16 protein-coding genes are annotated in these 20,625 nt (G+C 36.3%); 9 read left to right on the plus strand and 7 right to left on the minus strand.

The genetic code is table 11. The annotated features are described in order from the left end of the window. Positions 1-71: 71 nt before the first annotated feature. From G7051_RS15210 to G7051_RS15220, 3 genes are all read right to left on the minus strand, one after another. Complete coding sequence (locus G7051_RS15210) at positions 72-2,189, minus strand: peptidylprolyl isomerase (protein ID WP_166201573.1); 2,118 nt, start codon at positions 2,187-2,189, stop codon at positions 72-74. Positions 2,190-2,425: 236 nt separating this feature from the next. After that, the gene (gene lptC, locus G7051_RS15215) at positions 2,426-3,040 is read right to left on the minus strand and encodes an LPS export ABC transporter periplasmic protein LptC (RefSeq protein WP_166201575.1); all 615 of its coding nucleotides are present in this window, start codon (positions 3,038-3,040) and stop codon (positions 2,426-2,428) included. Positions 3,041-3,117: 77 nt separating this feature from the next. After that, a complete protein-coding gene (locus G7051_RS15220) occupies positions 3,118-4,425 on the minus strand; it encodes an OmpP1/FadL family transporter (RefSeq protein WP_166201577.1) in 1,308 nt (435 codons plus the stop codon). 272 nt (positions 4,426-4,697) lie between these two features. Between G7051_RS15220 and G7051_RS15225 the strand changes: the two genes are divergently transcribed. The 7 genes from G7051_RS15225 to G7051_RS15255 all read left to right on the plus strand — a co-directional run bounded on the left by G7051_RS15225 (position 4,698) and on the right by G7051_RS15255 (position 12,219). Further along, positions 4,698-5,399, plus strand: coding sequence for an archaeosortase/exosortase family protein (locus G7051_RS15225; RefSeq protein WP_166116799.1), 702 nt, complete (start codon positions 4,698-4,700; stop codon positions 5,397-5,399). Positions 5,400-5,641: 242 nt separating this feature from the next. Continuing rightward, positions 5,642-6,715, plus strand: coding sequence for a substrate-binding domain-containing protein (locus G7051_RS15230; protein WP_166201579.1), 1,074 nt, complete (start codon positions 5,642-5,644; stop codon positions 6,713-6,715). 4 nt (positions 6,716-6,719) lie between these two features. After that, positions 6,720-7,535 carry an SDR family oxidoreductase gene (locus tag G7051_RS15235; protein ID WP_166201581.1) on the plus strand — a complete coding sequence of 272 codons (816 nt, stop codon included), beginning with the start codon at positions 6,720-6,722 and terminating at the stop codon, positions 7,533-7,535. A 26-nt stretch (positions 7,536-7,561) separates the two neighbouring features. Continuing rightward, positions 7,562-8,737, plus strand: coding sequence for a mannonate dehydratase (gene uxuA / locus G7051_RS15240; protein ID WP_166201583.1), 1,176 nt, complete (start codon positions 7,562-7,564; stop codon positions 8,735-8,737). Positions 8,738-8,770: 33 nt separating this feature from the next. After that, complete coding sequence (locus G7051_RS15245; protein ID WP_166201585.1) at positions 8,771-9,808, plus strand: sugar kinase; 1,038 nt, start codon at positions 8,771-8,773, stop codon at positions 9,806-9,808. A gap of 153 nt (positions 9,809-9,961) precedes the next feature. Continuing rightward, positions 9,962-10,645: a bifunctional 4-hydroxy-2-oxoglutarate aldolase/2-dehydro-3-deoxy-phosphogluconate aldolase gene (locus G7051_RS15250; protein WP_166201587.1), complete on the plus strand. Its 684-nt coding sequence runs from the start codon at positions 9,962-9,964 to the stop codon at positions 10,643-10,645. Positions 10,646-10,752: 107 nt separating this feature from the next. After that, positions 10,753-12,219, plus strand: a complete 1,467-nt coding sequence (locus G7051_RS15255) for an MFS transporter (protein ID WP_185154993.1) — start codon at positions 10,753-10,755, stop codon at positions 12,217-12,219. Between the two features lie 87 nt (positions 12,220-12,306). Here G7051_RS15255 and G7051_RS15260 read toward each other — a convergent pair whose 3' ends face one another. From G7051_RS15260 to G7051_RS15270, 3 genes are all read right to left on the minus strand, one after another. Further along, on the minus strand, positions 12,307-13,473 hold the full coding sequence (locus tag G7051_RS15260) for a glycosyltransferase (protein ID WP_166201589.1): 1,167 nt from the start codon (positions 13,471-13,473) through the stop codon (positions 12,307-12,309). A gap of 170 nt (positions 13,474-13,643) precedes the next feature. Continuing rightward, positions 13,644-14,801: a diaminopimelate decarboxylase gene (gene lysA / locus G7051_RS15265; protein ID WP_166201591.1), complete on the minus strand. Its 1,158-nt coding sequence runs from the start codon at positions 14,799-14,801 to the stop codon at positions 13,644-13,646. A gap of 66 nt (positions 14,802-14,867) precedes the next feature. Then, entirely contained in the window at positions 14,868-16,178 is a 1,311-nt protein-coding gene (locus tag G7051_RS15270; protein ID WP_166201593.1) for an aspartate kinase, read from the minus strand. Between the two features lie 313 nt (positions 16,179-16,491). Between G7051_RS15270 and G7051_RS15275 the strand changes: the two genes are divergently transcribed. Continuing rightward, positions 16,492-18,108, plus strand: a complete 1,617-nt coding sequence (locus tag G7051_RS15275) for an ABC-F family ATP-binding cassette domain-containing protein (protein WP_166201595.1) — start codon at positions 16,492-16,494, stop codon at positions 18,106-18,108. 63 nt (positions 18,109-18,171) lie between these two features. On the opposite strand, the gene G7051_RS15280 is transcribed toward G7051_RS15275, so the two are convergent. Continuing rightward, complete coding sequence (locus tag G7051_RS15280) at positions 18,172-19,113, minus strand: DUF4349 domain-containing protein (protein ID WP_166201597.1); 942 nt, start codon at positions 19,111-19,113, stop codon at positions 18,172-18,174. A 205-nt stretch (positions 19,114-19,318) separates the two neighbouring features. Here G7051_RS15280 and G7051_RS15285 point away from each other — a divergent pair, with 205 nt between their 5' ends. Next, entirely contained in the window at positions 19,319-20,575 is a 1,257-nt protein-coding gene (locus G7051_RS15285) for a DUF5103 domain-containing protein (protein WP_166201599.1), read from the plus strand. Positions 20,576-20,625: the final 50 nt, after the last annotated feature.

Raw genomic sequence — 20,625 nt, forward strand, 5'->3', positions numbered from 1 at the left:
ATTGCAAAAAAGAATAGAGGGTATCTATTTAGACACCCTCTATTTTATATCGAAGTAGTATTATTCTTTAATTAAAAGAATTTTACTCTGTTATCCACTACGTCCATTTTGTCTTTAAGTGCAGGCATTGCTTGAGACATTACTCTGTACATATTTTGACTGTTAGCAGTTTGTTTGAATGATGCTAGATTAAAGTCTTTACTTTGATCTACTTTGTTTACTACCGTTAAAGCTAGTACTCCATTTTCACCTTTAACAGGTCCATTGAGTTTATTAACTTCTCCTAGTTCTGAGTATACATTCAGAGCATATTCTCTACCGATACCCAAGATATTGGGAGTATTGAATGTTACAAACTTAACAGTATCAATTTTAGTACCTATAGCTTCAGCATATCCATTAAGTGATGATATATTTTTAGCTTTAAGGTCAGCAATCATCTTTTCTGCTTTTTTATCCTTAACCAACTCAGCTTTTAATCCATCTTTAACTTCAGATACAGGAAGGAAGCCTTGAGGTATTTTAGTGTCGATAAGAGCTATAATTTTATAATCAGAAAGATCGAATTTCTTAACAGACCCTACTTTTTCATTAAATGCCCAAGTAATAACCTGACGTGATCCGTTTATTTGATTGATATTAGGATATGATCCTGAAATAAGAGAGTTTGCTACAACATCGTATCCTTTTTCTTTTGCTGCTTTAACGAAATTTTCAGCATTTCCGTTTTGTGTAACGAACTGAGCCAACTCATTATCTAAAGTTATTAGAGTTTGATCGCTTACCGATACAGGCATTTGAATCAAAGCTAACTTATATTTAGTAACTGGTTGAGTTCTTTCTTCAACTTGAAGAATTTGGATTTGTCCTTGTAAGTTTAATTTTGTGATTTCACCAACAGGTGCTTTGAAAGCAGCATCAACAAACTCTTTTCCAGCCGATGCTAGTTGAGATTCGGTAACCCAGCCAATTTCTCCTCCATTTGATTGAGGGAATAATTCATTTGCTACAACGTCGAAAGCTTTTCCTTGTTTAATAACGCTGATAATACTATCAGCTTTACTGTTTGCAGCTAATTTATCAGCTCCTTCGGGAACAAGAATCATTCTCAGTTTAACCGAATCGGCAGCAGCTGCACGATCGATAAGTTTATATATTCTGAATGCATCATTATCGCGTATTGGGCCATAAATGTCGCCAATAGAAGCCGACTTAACGAATGTAGCTTCTTCTGCTGATAAATTCTTTTCAGAAAAGAATACATCTTGATAAGGAACTTCCGAATAGTCTGCAACAACCAGAGCCGGATTAGCAGCTTCTGCTAATTTTACACGAGCTGCAGCAGCTTCTTTTTCTACCTCTGCAAAATCGCTCTCACTTGGAACGATTTGTTTAGTAAAGTAAGAGATTTTTCTAAGCTCCTCTGCTGTTTTGAAATTATTCTTGCGATCGTTATATAATTTCTCTATTTCTTTATCTGTAACTGTTACAGTAGAATCTGGTATCGAAGAATATCTCTCAATTACATATGCCATGTCTGAAGTCGATTTAGCTGCATCGCTATTTGCTTTGGCTTCTGCATCGTTTACCAAAATAGCGCTAGCTAAAAGAGTATTGTATTTTTCTTCAAGACGTTGGTACTTTACCATGTTTTGGATAGTTTCCCAAACAGACTTCAGATTTTCCAATTGAGCTTGTTGGTCTAGAGGAACGGTTTTAGCATCTGTGCTTACCAATGTTACAAATTGAGTAAGTGCTGCCTGACTGAATTGTCCTGTTTGAGGATCAACAAAAATTGGTATCTGACGCAATACAGGAGAAATATTTGCTCCGAATATTAAATCATGAAGTTCAGTTTCAGAAACATTTAACCCCAAAGTTTGTGTTTGTTCATTAAGCATCAGTTCTTTTACCATTTGCTCATATACAAATTCTCTGATTTGTGCATTGGTGTTTTCATCTAAGGAACTTTGTCCACTGATCAACTTTTGGAAGTTTTCGAATTCTGTAACTCTTTTGTGGTAATCTCCGGTTGAAACCACTTCTCCATCTACAGTGAAAGCCTTATCTCTCTGTCTGTTGATAAATGAAGTCAATTCATTCCATGGAAAAATAAAAGCCAACAGTGCAACGGCTATTACCCCGATAAGCAATCCGGCTTTATTTCTAATTTTCTGTAATGCAGCCATTTAAAGGAACTATTAAATTTTTATTATTATTGTTATTTATTTTTTTAAATAATTTTAGCGAGCGAAGATAGTAATTTTAGCTTGAAAATCAGTTTAAATAGCAAAAAATATGAGCCTTTATGAGGCTTGGATTGATATTTGTCATTTTGTACTGTTTATTAAGATTTAAGTATTGTCAAATTTCCCATGTTGCACTTTAATGAATATTATGTTTATTAAAGTACAATAGAGTTGTATTAGTTTTGAGGTTCTGTATTTTGTTTATCCTCAAAATAAATATCAGTATCATGAGGTCTGAATATTCTATATTGAGTCATGTTTAGATTAGACTCGAATCCAATACCTTTGAGCATTAGCTTTTCTGGCCTTTTTATTTCAATATACTTGTCTGAATAAAATTTTTGTTCTTTCTCATCCCAAAAAAGCTCATCTGTACTGAATGTTTCACCTTGAATGTTTTCAATAAAAACATTGCCTTTGAGTCTCCAAAGTTTTCGCAATGTAAAATTCCATGCCGTATCGGCTTTTAAACTCGTTTGTTTCTGGAAAGAAGTGTCGAATTGTTCTACATAGATTCCTTCCGGAAAATACCAGTGAGGATCTTTTGCATTTTCAAAGAACTCCCAATCTTTAGTAATCAGTTTGTATTTTATCAATCCCGAATCAGATATAAGCATCGTAACACTATCGTCACGCATGCTAGGCATAGTTTCATTATCTAAAGGAGCATTTACATACTCTTTTTTGTCACTGCCACATGATATTAAAAAACAAAGAATTAGGATACCTAGTGGCAGTATCCTAATACTTTGTTTATACTTTTTGATAAAATTCGGTTTGTTTGTAAGCATTTTTACAAATACTGAGGTCTTAGGTCTGTTTAATATTTTATACCCTTAAATAATATTATATTGAAACAATACTTATTTTATCTAAGTTTATTTTTCATAAACCACAATTCATTGATGCAAACGCCTACTGATATTCCAAAATATTGTTCTCTTATCAGGTTTGTTTTATTTGGATTTAGGCTTCTGTACTCAAAGTTTATATTGATGTATGAGGTTCTTCCCGAGTATACTACATCGCGTATTGGAAGACCAACACCTAGGGTTGCACCATATTCTTTATAACCTGAAATTTCGCCCAGATCATTTTGAACATTAACATAAGAGTTACTATAGTTTAGACCACCTCTGAATTTTACCCTTTTAATGAAGGCTCTGTCTCTGGGGTCTATAGTATATTCAATTCCGGTGTTGAAGCGCCATACATTATTGAAGCGGTCATCTTTATTCATACCATCATCCATATGCTCAGAATAACGCACATTGGACCAGTTTTGATATGTTACGTCAGCACCAACAGTAAGGCGTCTGTCGTGATTCCATGTAAAACCTAATCCGTATGTACTAGGTAAATCTGCATGAGCATCGCTGCCGGTAAATTGTGTTGTGTCTCCGGAAATAACTGTTCCACTAGAGTTTATGTCATTTTTGATTCTTTCAATTTTACCAGTTCTACTCACTTTTGGTGAAAATACAGCACCTAGTACTAAGTGATCTTTAGCATTTAGAGGTAAAATATATTGTGCTCCCAAATCAAATTTGAGAGAGTTCATCGTTAACTTATTTAATGCGTATTCTGTATTGGCAGAAGGTATACTTGTAATTGATATATTCCGTGTGTATTTTGTGTTTCCGAAAAGAAAAGAAACATTACCTCCGACCGATAAATTTTTGATTGGTTCATATGCTAAACCTAAATAGACTTGGCTAAAATTGCCCGAGCCCGTGAATGTTCTTGTAGTAGATAGATTGTTAGTTGTTTCTTGTGTACCAAATTGATATCCGACCGAAGAGAAAGGAAGTACTCCGAAACTCATACCTAATTTCTTGGCAACGCGAAACTGCATGGCAATATAATCTAAGCCGCCATTATTATCTGTTTGAGTATTATTACCTTCGGTAAAACGTGATTTGACATACGAAACGCCCATGTCATATATAAAGGTCAGAGAATCTGTACTTGTATAAGATGCAGGATTACCAGGATTAGCATCTAAGCCTCTTACCCCATAAGTTATCCCTCCCATCGCTCTTGATACTCCTATGGACTGGTTATTAAGCACTCCATAACCATATCTGCTATATGGTGAGTCTGTATTTTGTCCCATTACGGGAATAAGGAAAGCGACAAGACTTGCCGTAAGCAATAATTTTTTATATCCCTGCATTATGTAAATATTCAAAAATAAACTTTTGTTCTTTCATTTTTAGTTCTGCAAATGTATTATTTTTTAGTTGAGAATTTTATGTCTTTGTTGGCTCTACCCTCATTTTATTGCAAAATTTGCATATCTTAACTTTAAAGTATTGACTTGGACTTCGCTTTCAAAAATTGTTATACATATTTATAGATTTTATTTTTTAATAAAATCATTTTTTTTACTTGATAAATGAATCTGATTGTATTTTAGTATCTTTGCCCCTTGGATATATGATATATATGAGTAAGACAGTTGATTTAGTAAAAACAAAGTTTCACGATTTTTTTAAACTCGTAGAACCGATAAAAGATATTGCTTATTTTCTCTTCCTCTTTCTTTTTTTTGAATTAATATGGAAGCTTTCTGTACACGAAGCTAACGATGGAGAACAACTGATTGTACTAGGAAAGGATGTAACAGACTATATATATCCCATTTGTTTATGGACTGCACAATTTACTCACTATATTATCCACAATATCTTTGGTTTTAGTAATTTTAAAATAGATGATCTGCTTATCTATTTTGATAATTCTCTAAAAATGAAAATTATATGGGGATGTACAGGAGTTAAGCAAATCTTATTATTTACTTTTATTTTAATTTGTTATAAAGGTCCTCCCAAGAAAAAACTGGTATTTATACCAGTATCTATATTACTTCTTTTTATTGTAAATATTCTCAGGCTTATAATCTCTGCTTTTCTTATTAAGGGAGGTTTTCCTGATTGGTTTATTCCTGTAAATGAAAGCCTTAATCATCTCAAATGGGATGGTTCCCCTCAGACTTACTGGCAATTTTATAAAGATTGGTACTATTTCTTTCATGATGGTTTTTTTAAATGGGTATATTACGATGGTGTAATGTTTTTGTTATGGTTGTTGTGGCAAGAGAAATTTAATTTGCCTTATCAACGTCATAAAAACAGTGTTAATACTTAAATCTTCATTTTTCTTTTTTCTTCTTTAATTCAAAATAACATATTATAAAACATGTTTTAGCCATCTGTGATTCTTTAGATGATTGAAAATGAGTATATTGATTTTTATTTGCTCCGTATGTGTTCGCACACATGTGTTGTGCTTTTAAAAATCTATTGTATATTTGCTAAGAACCTTTAATTATTTAAAAACAATTCTGTGTCCGTGCACAAGAATTTTTAGATTAGCTTATATCTAATACTATGGAAGACAAGTCTATTATACGTATTGTCGATATTGCGAGATTAGCAGGGGTATCGGTTGGCACTGTTGATCGTGTTTTGCATAATCGAGGACGTGTATCCGAAGAAAAAAGAACCCAAATAGAGAAAGTCCTTAAAGAGATTAACTATGAACCAAACATGGTAGCTCGATTTTTGGCATCAAAAAAAGATTACACGTTTGCTGTTCTCATTCCATCCTTTACTAAAGGAGAATATTGGGAGCTGGTAACTAATGGAATAGACAAGGCCACTGCTGAATTAAAAAACTTTAATGTTGCAGTCGAATACTTTTTCTTTGATCAACAAGATGAATCTTCCTTTAATAAAACTGTTCAGGCTCTCGATCAGCGAGAGTTTGCAGGAGTTGTTATTGCTACTATTTTTGGTGATAGTGTAATTAAACTCTCCCGAAAACTCGAAGAAAAAGAAGCTCCCTATATTTATATTGATTCGGATATCCCCAATCAGCACAATCTGGCTTATTTTGGAGCCGACTCACATATGAGTGGCATTATAGCTGCTAAATTGATGATGAGAGAAATCGGAAAATCAGGAGATATTATAATCGGGAAAATTAAATATAAAGGAACCAGTAATTCTGTTCAGATGGAGACTAGGGAACAAGGGTTTACAGATTACCTGAATCAAAATGAGTTTTTGGGGCAGATTCATTATTTGGAAATTGATTCGGAATACTCCGAAAGTGTTTTACAAAGATTGAAAGATATCAGAGCTAATGTTGGTGATGAAGTAGGGGCAATTGTTTTTAATTCAAGAATATATGAATTGGTTGATCTTTTCAAAAAACACGGTTGTGGGGATAAAGTATTTAAACTGATAGGCTATGATTCTATAGAAAGGAATGTAGAAGCCCTCAAAAATGATCAGGTTTTGTTTCTTATATCTCAACGCTCCATGCAACAAGGGTATGACGCCATAAAGTCGTTAAGTAACTACTTATTATTCAGTAAAAGTATCAATAAGACTAATTTTATGCCTATTGATATTTTAATGAAGGAGAATATTGAATATTACAAAAACTATAAATTATAATACTATGAAAAACAACTTGTTTTGTATCGAAAACAAAGTAATTGTTATCACAGGTGGATGTGGTGTATTAGGCTCGGATATGGCTCAGTATTTAGCAGATCAAGGAGCTAAAGTCGTGATTTTGGATAGAGTAAAAGATAAAGGAGAGGAACTTGTTGCTAAAATAAAAAGTCAAGGAAACGAAGCCTTATTTCTTTCTACAGATGTATTAAATAAGCAGGTTTTAGAACAAAATAGAGATGAAATAATTAAAGCTTGCGGTCGTATCGATGTTTTGGTGAATGCCGCAGGTGGTAATATGCCAGGTGCAACAATAGCACCGGATAAAACAGTATTTGATCTTGAAATAGATGATTTCAAAAAGGTTGTTGATCTGAATTTATTCGGGACAGCAATCCCCACTATGGTTTTAGCAAAAGCAATGGTTGATAATGGAGCAGGTAATATTATAAATATAGCTTCGGAATCTGCATTACGTCCATTAACCCGTGTTGTCGGTTATGGTGCAGCTAAAGCTGCTGTGGCAAATTTCACTAAGTATATGGCTGGTGAACTGGCTCTTAAATTCGGAGAGAAATTCAGGGTAAATGCATTAGCACCGGGATTTTTTATTACGGAACAAAACAGAACATTATTGACAAATCCAGATGGTTCATATACTGACCGTGCTAAAACAATATTAGCACATACTCCATTTAATCGTTTTGGAGAAGCTGATGAATTATTAGGTTCATTGCACTATTTGATTAGTGATGCTTCGAAATTTGTATCAGGCACTATCCTTGTTATTGACGGAGGCTTTGACGCTTTCTCTATTTGATAATAATAACACATAACATAAATAATATGATATTAAGTGAACAAACATGGCGTTGGTACGGTCCTAATGATCCTGTATCATTGGCTGATATCCGACAAGCCGGAGCAACAGGTATTGTAACAGCCCTTCATCATATAAAAAACGGTGAGGTGTGGACTGTTGAAGAAATTGAAAAACGCAAACAAATAATAGAATCGGCAGGGCTAACATGGTCTGTTGTCGAAAGTATTCCTGTACATGAATTCATCAAAACACAGGAAGGAAACTACAAACAATATATTGAAAATTATAAAGAGAGCATTCGTAATCTTGCTAATTGTGGGATAATGATTGTTACATATAACTTTATGCCAGTATTGGATTGGACTCGTACCGATTTAGCTTTTACTGTTGTCGATGGTTCTAAAGCCCTTCGTTTCGAAAGAGCCGCTTTCTTAGCTTTTGACTTGTGTATTCTGAAACGTCCCGGAGCAGAAAAAGAATACAGTGCTGCGGATATTGCAAAGGCAAAAGCTAAATTCGAAAGTATGACACAAGCCGAAAAGGATTTGCTTGTTCGTAATATGATTGCTGGATTACCCGGTGCAGAGGAAAGTTTTACTCTTGAAGAATTTCAAGCGCAACTAGATAGATACGATGGCATAAATGAAGACAAGCTTCGTTCAAATTTGATAGACTTCCTAAAAGAAATAGCACCTGTAGCAGATGAAGTAGGAGTGAAGTTGGCAATACATCCCGATGATCCTCCCTACGCAATATTAGGTTTGCCCCGTGTTTTAAGTACAGAACAAGATTTTTTGAATTTGATAGAGGCTGTACCAAATAAATCGAATGGACTTTGTTTCTGCACAGGATCATTTGGTGTGAGAGCGGATAATGACCTCCCTAAAATGATTGTAAATCTTGGTGATAGAGTGAATTTTGTTCACCTGAGAGCTACGCAACGAGATGTAGAGGGTAACTTCTATGAAGCTAATCATTTGGAAGGTGATGTCGATATGTATTCTGTAATGAGAGGTTTATTGGAAATACAACAAAAACGAAAGATTTCAATCCCTTTCCGTCCCGATCATGGACATCAAATGATTGATGATTTGAATAAGAAAACAAATCCCGGATATTCTTGTATCGGTCGATTGAGAGGTCTAGCTGAATTGAGAGGTCTTGAAATGGGGATTGCTAAAACTCTATATGCAAATTAATCATTAACTAATTTCTAATACACATCCCACGCTATGAAAAAAGTAGTCACCTTCGGCGAAATCATGTTACGCCTATCCTCACCCGGCTATCAACGCTTTATCCAATCCACTAATCTGAATGCCACCTTCGGAGGAGGCGAAGCCAACGTAGCCGTATCCCTATCCAACTACGGCATACCCACCGACTTTGTAACCCGCCTACCAAAAAATGACATCGCAGAATGGTGTATCTCAGACCTACGCAAATACAACGTAGGAACCAGCAACATACAAAGAGGCGGAGACCGAGTAGGCATCTACTTCCTCGAAACAGGCGCCGTAGCCAGAGCCTCCAAAGTAGTCTATGACAGAGCAAACTCAGCCATAGCCGAAATCAAACCCGGCATGATCAACTGGAGAGAAATCTTCAAAGACGCCCAATGGTTTCACTGGACAGGAATCACACCCGCCCTCTCACAAGGAGCCGCAGACGCCTGCCTCGAAGCCATCAAAATAGCCAATGAAATGGGAGTAACCGTATCCACCGACCTGAACTACCGCAAAAACCTGTGGAAATACGGTAAAACAGCCGACCAAGTAATGCCCGCACTCGTAGAAGGATGCGACATCATACTCGGAAACGAAGAAGACGCAGAAAAAGTATTCTCAATCAAACCCGAAGGCTTTGACGTAGCCCATACAGGCGGAGAAGTAAACGCAGCCGAATTCGAATCCGTATGTACCCAGATGATGAAGAAGTTCCCCAGAGCCAAAAAAGTAATCATTACCCTGCGAGGCTCCATCAATGCCAATCACAATACCTGGGGAGGATGTTTATACTCGGATAAACTATACCAATCCAAACGATACGATATCAGTCACATCGTAGACCGAGTAGGCGGAGGAGACTCCTTTATGGGAGGACTAGTTTACGGACTGATCACTTACCCCCAAGACGATCAAAAAGCCCTTGAATTTGCAGTGGCAGCCTCTTGTCTGAAACATACTATTTATGGTGATTACAACTTAGTGACTGTTTCGGAAGTGGAGAACCTGATGAAAGGCGATGGTTCGGGAAGGGTATCCAGATAATGACAAAATATATAATCTAATACTTATTGAAATACACATCTTTACACTAAGTAGATATGTAATGCCTTGAACGAATGACCTTTCAGAGTTTATAGATTACATATCTACTTTTTCCTATAAATAATAATATCATTCAATAAAACGAACAAACATATGTCCCGATTCAGTCGTATAGAAGCCTGCCAGGCGATGGCCCAAACAGGCATGGTACCCGTCTTTTACAACCAAGACCTGGAAACCAGTAAACAAGTAGTCAAAGCCTGCTATGACGGAGGCGTCAGAGCCTTCGAATTCACCAACAGAGGCGACTTCGCCCATGAAATCTTCGCTGAACTAGTCAAATGGTCCGCCCAAGCATGCCCCGATATGATACTCGGCATAGGCTCCATCGTAGACGCAGGCACCGCCTCCCTCTACCTCCAACTCGGAGCCAACTTCGTAGTAGGCCCCTTACTCAATCCCGACATCTTTAAAGTATGCAACCGTCGCCAGGTAGCCTACATACCCGGATGCGGATCCGTATCAGAAATAGGATACGCACAAGAACTGGGAGCCGAAGTAGTCAAAGTATTCCCCGCCGGAAACGTCGGAGGCCCCACCTTCGTTAAAAACGTAAAAGCCCCCATGCCCTGGTCAAGTATCATGGTAACAGGCGGAGTAGAACCCACAGAGGAGAATCTTACCAAATGGATCGAAGCCGGAGTAACCTGCGTAGGAATGGGCTCCAACCTCTTTCCCATAGAAGTAATAGCAGCTAAAAACTGGGCGGAAATAACCCGCATGAGTAAAGAAGCACTGGCTATTATAGCAAAAGCCCGGGGTCGCAGACCCTCTTAATACTTTGTTTGGATATAAAACGGCAGCCCCTTATAATTTGAAATATGCCTTAAGAAAATAATAAAAAGGTCTTAGATCTTAGACCTTAAACCTTTAAATACCTATAAATGAATACACCTAATCAACCCACACAAAAAATGACCAACTACAGGTGGACCATCTGTGCCATGTTATTTTTTGCAACCACGATCAATTATCTCGACAGGCAGGTACTCTCCCTGACCTGGAAAGACTTTATCGCCCCCGAGTTTCACTGGACAAACAACGATTACGGTAATATCACCGCTTTGTTTTCCATCTTCTATGCCCTGAGCATGCTCTTTGCAGGACGCTTTATCGACTGGATGGATACCAAGAAAGGATTCCTATGGGCAATCGGTATCTGGTCACTGGGAGCCTGTTTACATGCCTTCTGTGGAATAGCCACATCAGGTATAACAGCAGGAGAATGGTTTGTAGGATTCGAAGGAGCCCGCCAAGCCATATCCATGGTAGGAGACGGTGCTATGGTAGCATCGGTAAGTGTGACCCTGTTTATCTTTGCCCGTCTGGTACTGGCAATAGGGGAAGCAGGAAACTTTCCGGCAGCCATTAAAGCTACAGCAGAATACTTTCCGAAGAAAGACAGGGCATTATCTACCAGTATCTTCAATGCAGGGGCTACTGTAGGAGCACTGGCTGCACCTATATCTATTCCCTTCATTGCAGCTAAATGGGGATGGGAAATGTCCTTTATCATTATCGGAGTACTGGGATTTGTGTGGATGGGGTTCTGGGTATTTATTTACAAGAAACCTGAGAAAAATCCGAAAGTCAATGCTGCTGAGCTGGCTTATATCCAACAGGATCTGGACGGGAGCGAGGGTATGGATGAAGCTACCAAGAAAGCGCATGACGGCAGAAAGATTTCGTTTCTGGATTGTTTTAAATACAGACAGACCTGGGCTTTTGCTTTCGGTAAGTTTATGACAGATGGTGTATGGTGGTTCTTCTTATTCTGGACGCCTGCTTACCTGAGTTCGGTATACGGTATTAAGTCGTCTGACCCTGAAGGTCAGTTAGCCATTTTTGTATTGTACCTGATTACGCTTCTTTCTATTATCGGGGGATGGCTTCCTACTTATTTTGTGGATAAGAAGGGCATGAATCCGTATGCGGGTCGTATGAAGGCGATGTTGATCTTTGCTTTCTTCCCGTTACTGGCTTTGTTTGCTCAGCCTTTGGGCAGTGTATCGTACTGGCTTCCTGTTATTATTATCGGTATTGCGGGTGCTGCTCATCAGGCTTGGTCTGCTAATATTTTCTCGACAGTGGGTGATATGTTCCCTAAGAAGGCTATTGCTACTATTACGGGTATTGGTGGTATGGCCGGTGGTGTGGGTTCGTTCCTGATTAATAAGGGTTCGGGTGTGCTCTTCGATCATGCGGGTGAGACTCAGATGGTATTTATGGGCTTCAAGGGTGAAGAGGCCGGCTATTTTATCATCTTTTCGGTATGTGCTGTGGCATATCTGATTGGATGGACTGTTATGAAATCGCTTGTGCCGAAGTATAGCCCGATTACGGATTTGTAAATAGGATTTTTGAGTATTAGTTTTATTATTATAATAGTTTTGTTCCGTAAAAAAGCTCATTGAATTTCAATGAGCTTTTTTCTGTATTTATTTTTTACGTCTCTTTTTATTCTTCGATATTCTGGAGAAGTAAGAATTATAATAAGGTTGAATTAGATCTAGAAAAGGTAAACTTAAGTGAAATCTATTTGTTAAGAAATGATCACTCGCTTTATTCAATACTACTATTTGTATTATATATCTGATTATAAATAATAGAATGGCAGCACCTAAATATACCCAAAGCTGCGATACTATAGAGTAAATAATCGAAGCAATAGTGAGTAAGTAGAATAGATATCTTGAAAGGGTTTCAAGTGAAAATATGCCTCCTGTGAAACCCTTGAAATTGAATTTGGCTCTGCTGTATGCCGTCTTGATCTTTCTCCAATGAGAAAAATTATCAAGTTCAGTTGATACATAGCTATCCTGTGATAAAGCTATGGCTGTATTATTGTCGGTCATAATATAGTTTACAAACACCTCTTCGGCATTATCATAGTTAAGTGTTGCCGAGAAACCTTTATTATCAAAAAACAGATGTTTTCTGTAAGCTAGGTTTTTGTAAAGACCTGCAAACGGTTTGTTCTTAATAGCCATCGACATATATTGCAAGGTAAATATTAAGTTATCAAATAAGGCTGTTTTATTACTGAAGTCTTCACTTTCGGTAAAACGGCTATATCCAACTACTATATCTTTGTTTGCAAGGCTGTTTACCATCGATTTTACCCATTGATTAGTCATTGGTAAAGAATCGGCTTCGGTAAATAATAAAATGTCTTTGCGTGCAGCTTTTATACCGATGGTAAGAGGTAATACTTTGTTCTGAATAGTTTCGTTTGCATCGGAATAAGGAGAAAAGGTACTATATAGAAATGGATATTCTCTTTTTAAATTTTTCAGAAGAAATTCACTTTCGTCCGTTGACCCATCATTTACTACGATCACTTCATAATCGGGATAATCCTGATTAAGAATAGAAGGGAGACATTTTGCGAGGTTCTCGGATTCATCTTTTGCTACAATAATTACAGAAACCGACGGCAAAGGAGTTATTTCTTCATGCGTATCAGCTATCTGTTTTAAATACGATAAAGGTTTCTTATAATATGCCAGATAAAAATATATCTGGATAAAAAGCATTATCAGTAGTGTTGATAGTAGTGCTATTCCAATAACATCAAGTGTGAAATATGATAAGAATTGTTCCATCAGAATTTATATAAGTACCAAAATATGTTTTGCCATAGTATTCAACTATAACAAGCATGGTTTATAAAGCTAACCAAGGCAATAAAAAAAATCAGTGACTTAACAACAGAAGAAAGCCAAGATCAGATCATTCTTGACTTTCTTTAAATATTGATATACAGTTTTTTTACTTAGAGACTATCCGATAGATAAGCTTTAGGTATTTCTCTGCAATTGTATTGCGAAGCCATTATTTCGCCATAAGCTCCTGCTGAACGAAGAGCAACGAAGTCTCCTCTTTTAGTTTTATTCAGATCGTAATCTTTAGCAAAACAATCCGAGGATTCACATATAGGACCTACTACGTCATATTGTTGAGCTGGGAGGTCAGATGATATGTTTTCTATCTTGTGATATGCCTGATACAAAGCAGGGCGGATTAAATCGGTCATACCTGCATCCAGGATTACGAATTTTTTGCTTTCGCCTTCTTTTACATAGGTAACTCTTGAGATTAGAGAACCGCATTGTGCAACAATAGCACGACCTAGTTCGAAATGAAGGGTTTGCCCTTTTCTCAATTCAAGGTTACTATTGAAAAGATCAAAGTAATTTTTGAAATCAGAGATTGGATTTGTATTAGGATCATCGTAATCGATACCTAATCCTCCGCCTACATTAATATGCTTAAGTGTAACTCCTTCGTTTTCGCATTGAGTTTGCAATTCGTTTACACGGTCGCACAATGGAGCAAATGTATCTACCTCTGTTATTTGCGATCCGATGTGAAAATGAATACCTATCAATTCGATATTTTTTAGAGTTCTGATCTTAGCAAATACTTTAGGTAAAGAAGACATCGAAAATCCAAATTTATTTTCGTTCAGTCCAGTTGTAATGTATTCGTGAGTATGAGCGTCTACATTCGGGTTGATACGAATGGCTACAGATGCCGTTTTACTCTTTTTCTCGGCTAATTCGTTAATTACTTCTAACTCAGGTAGCGATTCAACATTAAAACAGAAAATATTATAATCTAATGCAAGATTGATTTCTTTGTCAGTTTTACCAACTCCGGCAAAAACGACCTTCGAAGCTGGGAAACCTGCATTGATAGCAGCTTTAACTTCATTACCGCTAACACAGTCTGCTCCAAATCCGGCAGCAGCAATTATTTGTAGTATTCTGTGATTTGCATTTGCTTTTACCGCATAATGCTGTACGTAACCGTACTTGTGAGTTATTTCCTTAACTATTGATAGAGTTTCTTTTAGCAGATTGACATCGTAATAATAGAAAGGAGTTTCGAGCCCTTTAAAGCTTTCAACCGGAAATGTTCCTTTTGTCATATATTGTTATTAAGTAAATGAAAAATATTAAATGATATATTTTAAATAATAGAATAGGCTTGTGACCTAAAATATTTTATTATTAAGCGATTGTAATGTTTTGTCTTTATCAACTTCTTTGATGATGAAAGATATGTTATAACTGCTTCCTCCGTATGAAATCATTCTGATAGGTACATTTTTTATGGCATCCAGAACCTCTGCTTCGAGGCTTGCATTTTCCCAGTTCAAATCACCTACAACCGATATAATCGTCATGTTTTTATCTACAGTTACTACTCCTAATTTTTTTAATTCATCTGTAATTTCAGTCAGATACTTAGGATTGTCGATGGTAACAGCCACACCTACTTCCGAAGTGGTGAGCATATCAATAGAGGTTTGATGATTTTCGAATATTTCACAAACTTTTCTCAAGAATCCATGAGCAAGTAACATTCTGCTCGATTTGATATTGATAACAGTTATACCGTCTTTAGAGGCTATTGCTTTAATTTTGCCCTTTTCAGTCTGGTTTGAGATAAGCGTACCCTTACCTTCAGGATTATATATATTTAATAATCGTACTGAAATATTCGCCATCTTGGCAGGGAGAATACACATCGGATGCAATATTTTAGCACCGAAGTATGCAAGCTCTGCCGCTTCGTCGAAATTTATATGATGTACAATATTTGTATTGGATATCAATTGTGAATTGTTGCCATATAAAGCATCAAAACCTGTCCATATCTGTATTTCTTCTGCCTGAATAGCAGCTCCTATGAGTGATGCCGAATAATCGCTGCCTCCAAATTGGAAGTTATCAATTTCGCCGTAAGCATTCTGGCAAATATATCCCTGAGTAACAAAAATGTCAGTATCTTTGTTTTGCTCTAATAATGCTTTTAGATTTTTTCGAATAAAAGTAGAATCGGGTTCCTGCTTTTTATCTACTCTAATAAAGTCTTTAGCATAAAGCTCCAACGCTTTAATATCTAATTCTTTTAGCATTAGAGTAAAAATACCAGTGCTTAAAAGCTCACCTTGTGCCAGTACTATTCTCTGTTCGAAAAGTGTAAATAGGTCGTTTGTAAACGAGCGGATGTACGACATCTTTTCTTTTACAAAAAACTGAGCTTTCTCTTTTATATCTTGTGTTGAATAAAGTTCTTCAATTTTTTCGAGATACTCCTTTTCCAGACGATTAATTGATTCATTAGCTCCTTCCGGGTTCTTTTTGTACAAATAATCAGAAATTTCTTCCAATTGACCGGTTGTACCCGCCATAGCAGAAAGAATTACAATACTATTAGGTATTTGACTAACTAGTTTAGTAACTATTTTGAGTCTCTCGGGACTTGCAATGGCAGTAGAACCAAATTTGAGAACTTTCATTTCTGTATGCTAGATTAAAAAATGAATACTTATATATCTTTATAGTACATAAATATGTATACTGAATAAAGATGAGCAAAAATACAAAAAAAACTTGTATTCCCTTGCTCTAAATTAAATCTGATGCTGTTTTTTAAGTTATACTTACACTTGTTCTATTTTTAGAATAAAGTAGCGTTACTAAAGCTACTCAAATTTACATTTTGGGCACGATAAGAAGCCTAGAAGAAAGGAAAATAATAAAAGGTCTGTGACCTTATCTTCAAATTACTTACCTTTGCACCTCGTTTTAAGATAATGAATAAAAAAGTACATGCTGATAGTTGAATCACTTAAGGTAGAGTTTGGAGGAAAAACTCTTTTTGACAATATAAATTTTATAATAAACGCTAAAGACCGTATAGCTCTTGTGGGTAAGAATGGTGCCGGAAAAAGTACCATGCTTAAAATACTTGCAGGGGTTAACAAAAGCTACCAAGGATCGGTTTCGGGTCCCGAAGGGATGACTATCGGATATTTGCCTCAGGTTATGCAGGTTTCGGATGACAGAACTGTACGTGAGGAGGCTTCGCTTGCTTTCTCTCAGATTTATGATCTGGAGGCACTCATCGAAGAGATGAACCGTCAGTTGGAGACTCGCACCGATTACGAATCGGACGATTACTCGAAGTTATTGGACGATTTTACTCATGCTCATGAAAGATTGGCAAATATCGAAGATACAAATTTTGATGGTGAGGTAGAGAAAACTCTGATGGGGCTTGGTTTTAAACGTGATGATCTGGACAGACCAACCAGTGAATTTAGCGGTGGATGGCGTATGCGTATTGAATTGGCTAAATTGCTTCTTCGTAAGCCTGATATAATGCTACTGGATGAGCCTACCAATCACTTGGATATAGAATCTATACAGTGGTTAGAAGATTTTATAACTACTCAGGCAAATGCAGTGGTACTTATTTCGCATGACCGTACCTTTATTGATGCTGTAACTACACGTACTATCGAATTGACTTTAGGTAAGATTTATGACTATAAGGTAAATTTCTCTAAATATGTGGAATTGAGAGAAGAACGCCGTCAACAACAAGTACATGCGTGGGAAGCTCAGCAAAAACAAATACAGGAGATCGAAGAATTTATAGAACGATTTCGTGCTCAGGCAGCTAAGGCTACTTTGGTGCAAAGCCGTGTTCGTCAGTTAGAGAAACTCGATAGGGTAGAGATTGACGAAGAAGACCGTTCTTCGATTCGTATTAAATTTCAACCTGCTACACGTTCGGGTACTTACCCGTTAACAGTGGATATGGTTACTAAGAAGTATGACGATTATCTGGTTTTTGAGCATGCCAATTTAATGATAGAACGAGGCGAGAAAATTGCTCTAGCCGGAAAAAACGGTGAAGGTAAATCGACCTTTGTTAAATGTGTGATGGGCGAAACTCCATATGAAGGAACTATGATGTTGGGGCATAACATTACTATAGGTTATTTTGCTCAAAATCAAGCTGATTTGTTGGATGAAGACCTTACTGTCTTTGAAACTATTGATCGTGTTGCCGAAGGAGATATCCGTACGCAGATCCGTAGTATATTGGGAGCTTTTATGTTTAACCGAGACGATTCGGATAAGAAAGTAAAAGTCCTGTCAGGAGGAGAGCGTACTCGATTGGCAATGATTAAATTATTGCTTGAACCTGTGAACCTGCTGATTCTCGATGAGCCTACCAATCACCTCGATTTAAAGACGAAAGAGGTTTTGAAAAACGCCCTTCTGGATTATGATGGTACTGTGATATTGGTATCTCACGACCGTGATTTCTTGGATGGATTAGTAACCAAAGTATTCGAGTTTTCGGACAAAAAAGTTCGTGAACATATCGGAGGAATTAAAGAATTCTTAGCTAAGAAAAGAGTATTATCTTCTTGATTAAATACATGTAAATAAAAATAGCCGTACAGTGTTTTGTACGGCTATTTCTGTATATGCTGGTTAGTCTTTTCTCTTTTTGTATTTAGAGTAAAGTATCCATGCTAAAACTGCTATTAAGATAATAGGCCATATATTTAGTAAGAAGATAAATAACGTACTGATAATAATCCAACCGTTATGTAATGCCTCTATAGCCTGTTCACCCAAACTTGGCTTATATTCTTCTGTTGGTTTTTCGCGTAATACCTTTTCTTGATAATTAGTGGTGCTTTGATATAGCTTAATATTAATACTACTATATTCTATCTGATCCTTGATGTCATATTCTGCTAGCTTTGTTTTGTTAGCATCATCAATTGTATTATCCAATACCTCTTCGGCATCTATTACACTATCTAATTTCTTTCCATTATTATCTATGGCAGTAGATACTCGTTTTTCTTTTTTATTTAGACGTTCTTGTTTCAGCTTTTCGGAGAGTAGTTGTAACGTAACGTCATTTGCTTCTATGGTTCTATAATCAATCTCAAGAGCAAGCGGAGCCAATTCTTTAAGTACAGTATCCAATTGCGTACGAGGAACTCTTAGTTTTAAGTCGGCAATTAAATTACTGTGATAAGTTACCAGAGATGAATCTTTAGATATGTTTGTTGTTGTGGAGTAACTGTTTTCGTTACTGATTGCTGATCGTATAATGAAACCTTTATGCTTGATGATAATATTTTCTATCGTGTAGGTTGCTTCAGGAACGCTTTTTACCCTGAACTTCATTTGTGCAGTGCGAATAAACTGATGTATACCATCATCATAATTGGTAGCAGCAGATGAACTTATAAAATTGATGGGGGTTGATGTGTCGGCTGCTTTCTCTTCAGATAATGCATCAATAGCGTATACTTCTTCGTTCAATTGTGCCGAAGTTTCTTTTTGTGATTTATTAGAGCACGATAGTAGGAGGCAGATTCCTGCTATAATACTTATTGGTTTAATTGTATATTTCATAATGACTAATTTTGAGGTTTTAAAATTGTACACCTTTGTAAGTATATTTATTAAATAGAGATAACAAGTTCTTAGATTCCATAAAGATGGTAAAAAATAGGCATAAAGAGAATTCTGAATAGTAAGGTTTGTATAAGTTTAATGTAAACTTACTCTATGTCTTGTTTGTTATTATTACTTTAGTATGCAAAAAGAAAGCTTTCCTATGAAACATCGTATATTCCTATTATTTTACTTATTTGTAGTATTATCCACTTCTATGTATGGACAGGCTTATAAAACACAAGCTTTGTCGGGCGAAATACATACTATACAGGTTAATGCAGGTGGAGATTGGAAAAGGTTACCCATTATTCAATTAAATAATAACGATTATATTCAGATAAACTTCGATCGGCTGGGTCCTAATTCTTATAAGCCTTTGCGTTATCGGCTTGTTAATTGTTATGCTGACTGGACTCGCTCAAAACTTATGGATATAGAGTATGTAGATGGTTTCAATGATATTTTGATTGAAGATTTTGCTCAATCCATGAATACGACTGTAGATTATATGAACTTCAATCTCGAAATACCGAATGAGAGGCAGCGAATCAGACTTTCAGGTAATTATGCTGTTGAAGTGTATGAAGAAGACAATCCCGATAAAATTTTACTGACAGCTTGTTTTTCTATTTTAAATCCCGAAGTTTCGGTTACAGGCTCGGTTTCATCTAATACTGATATCGACAGTAATAAAGAGCATCAACAACTATCGTTTGCTATTAATACTACCAATTTAAGGATCAGGGATGTTTTCTCCGATCTGAAAGTATTTATTCGTCAGAATAACAGATTGGATAATCAAAAGTCATTCGTTAAACCAACTTTTGTACAAGGGAATCGTCTGGTTTATGAATTCAATAAAGACTTAATATTTGAAGCGGGTAATGAGTACCGCCGATTTGAATCGATAAGCTACAGATTTAATGGACTGAATATAGCATCTACTAAGTATATAAGACCTTATTATTATACATACCTAGTTCCCGACAAAATCAGGGCAGGAAGAGTGTATGTATACGATAGAGATCAGGACGGACGTTTCTTTATTCGAAATGCAGAAGGAAGAGATGCTGATACCGAAGCCGATTATTTTATGACGAATTTCACATTAAAAGCTGATAACCCTTTTTTAGAACCCATTTATTTAAATGGTGCTTTTACGAATGATATATTCAATGAGAAGTCTTTGATGACATATGATTATAACCAAAAAGAGTATCATGGAGCCATGTTGTTGAAACAAGGTGCATATAATTATCAATACTTGGCAAAATCAGGAAAAGACTATACCACATCTTTAGTCGAAGGAAATTATTTTCAAACGCAGAACCAGTATTGTATATATGTTTATCATCGCCCCATCGGTTATCAAAGTGATAATTTGATAGCCATACTACTGTTAACAACTGGTAACTAATAGCTGTAAAGGTTAAAAGTAGAGGTCTGTGTATGGAATTTTCCTTACAT

Origin of the sequence: Dysgonomonas sp. HDW5B (assembly GCF_011299335.1) — a bacterium.
GTDB lineage: Bacteria > Bacteroidota > Bacteroidia > Bacteroidales > Dysgonomonadaceae > Dysgonomonas_A.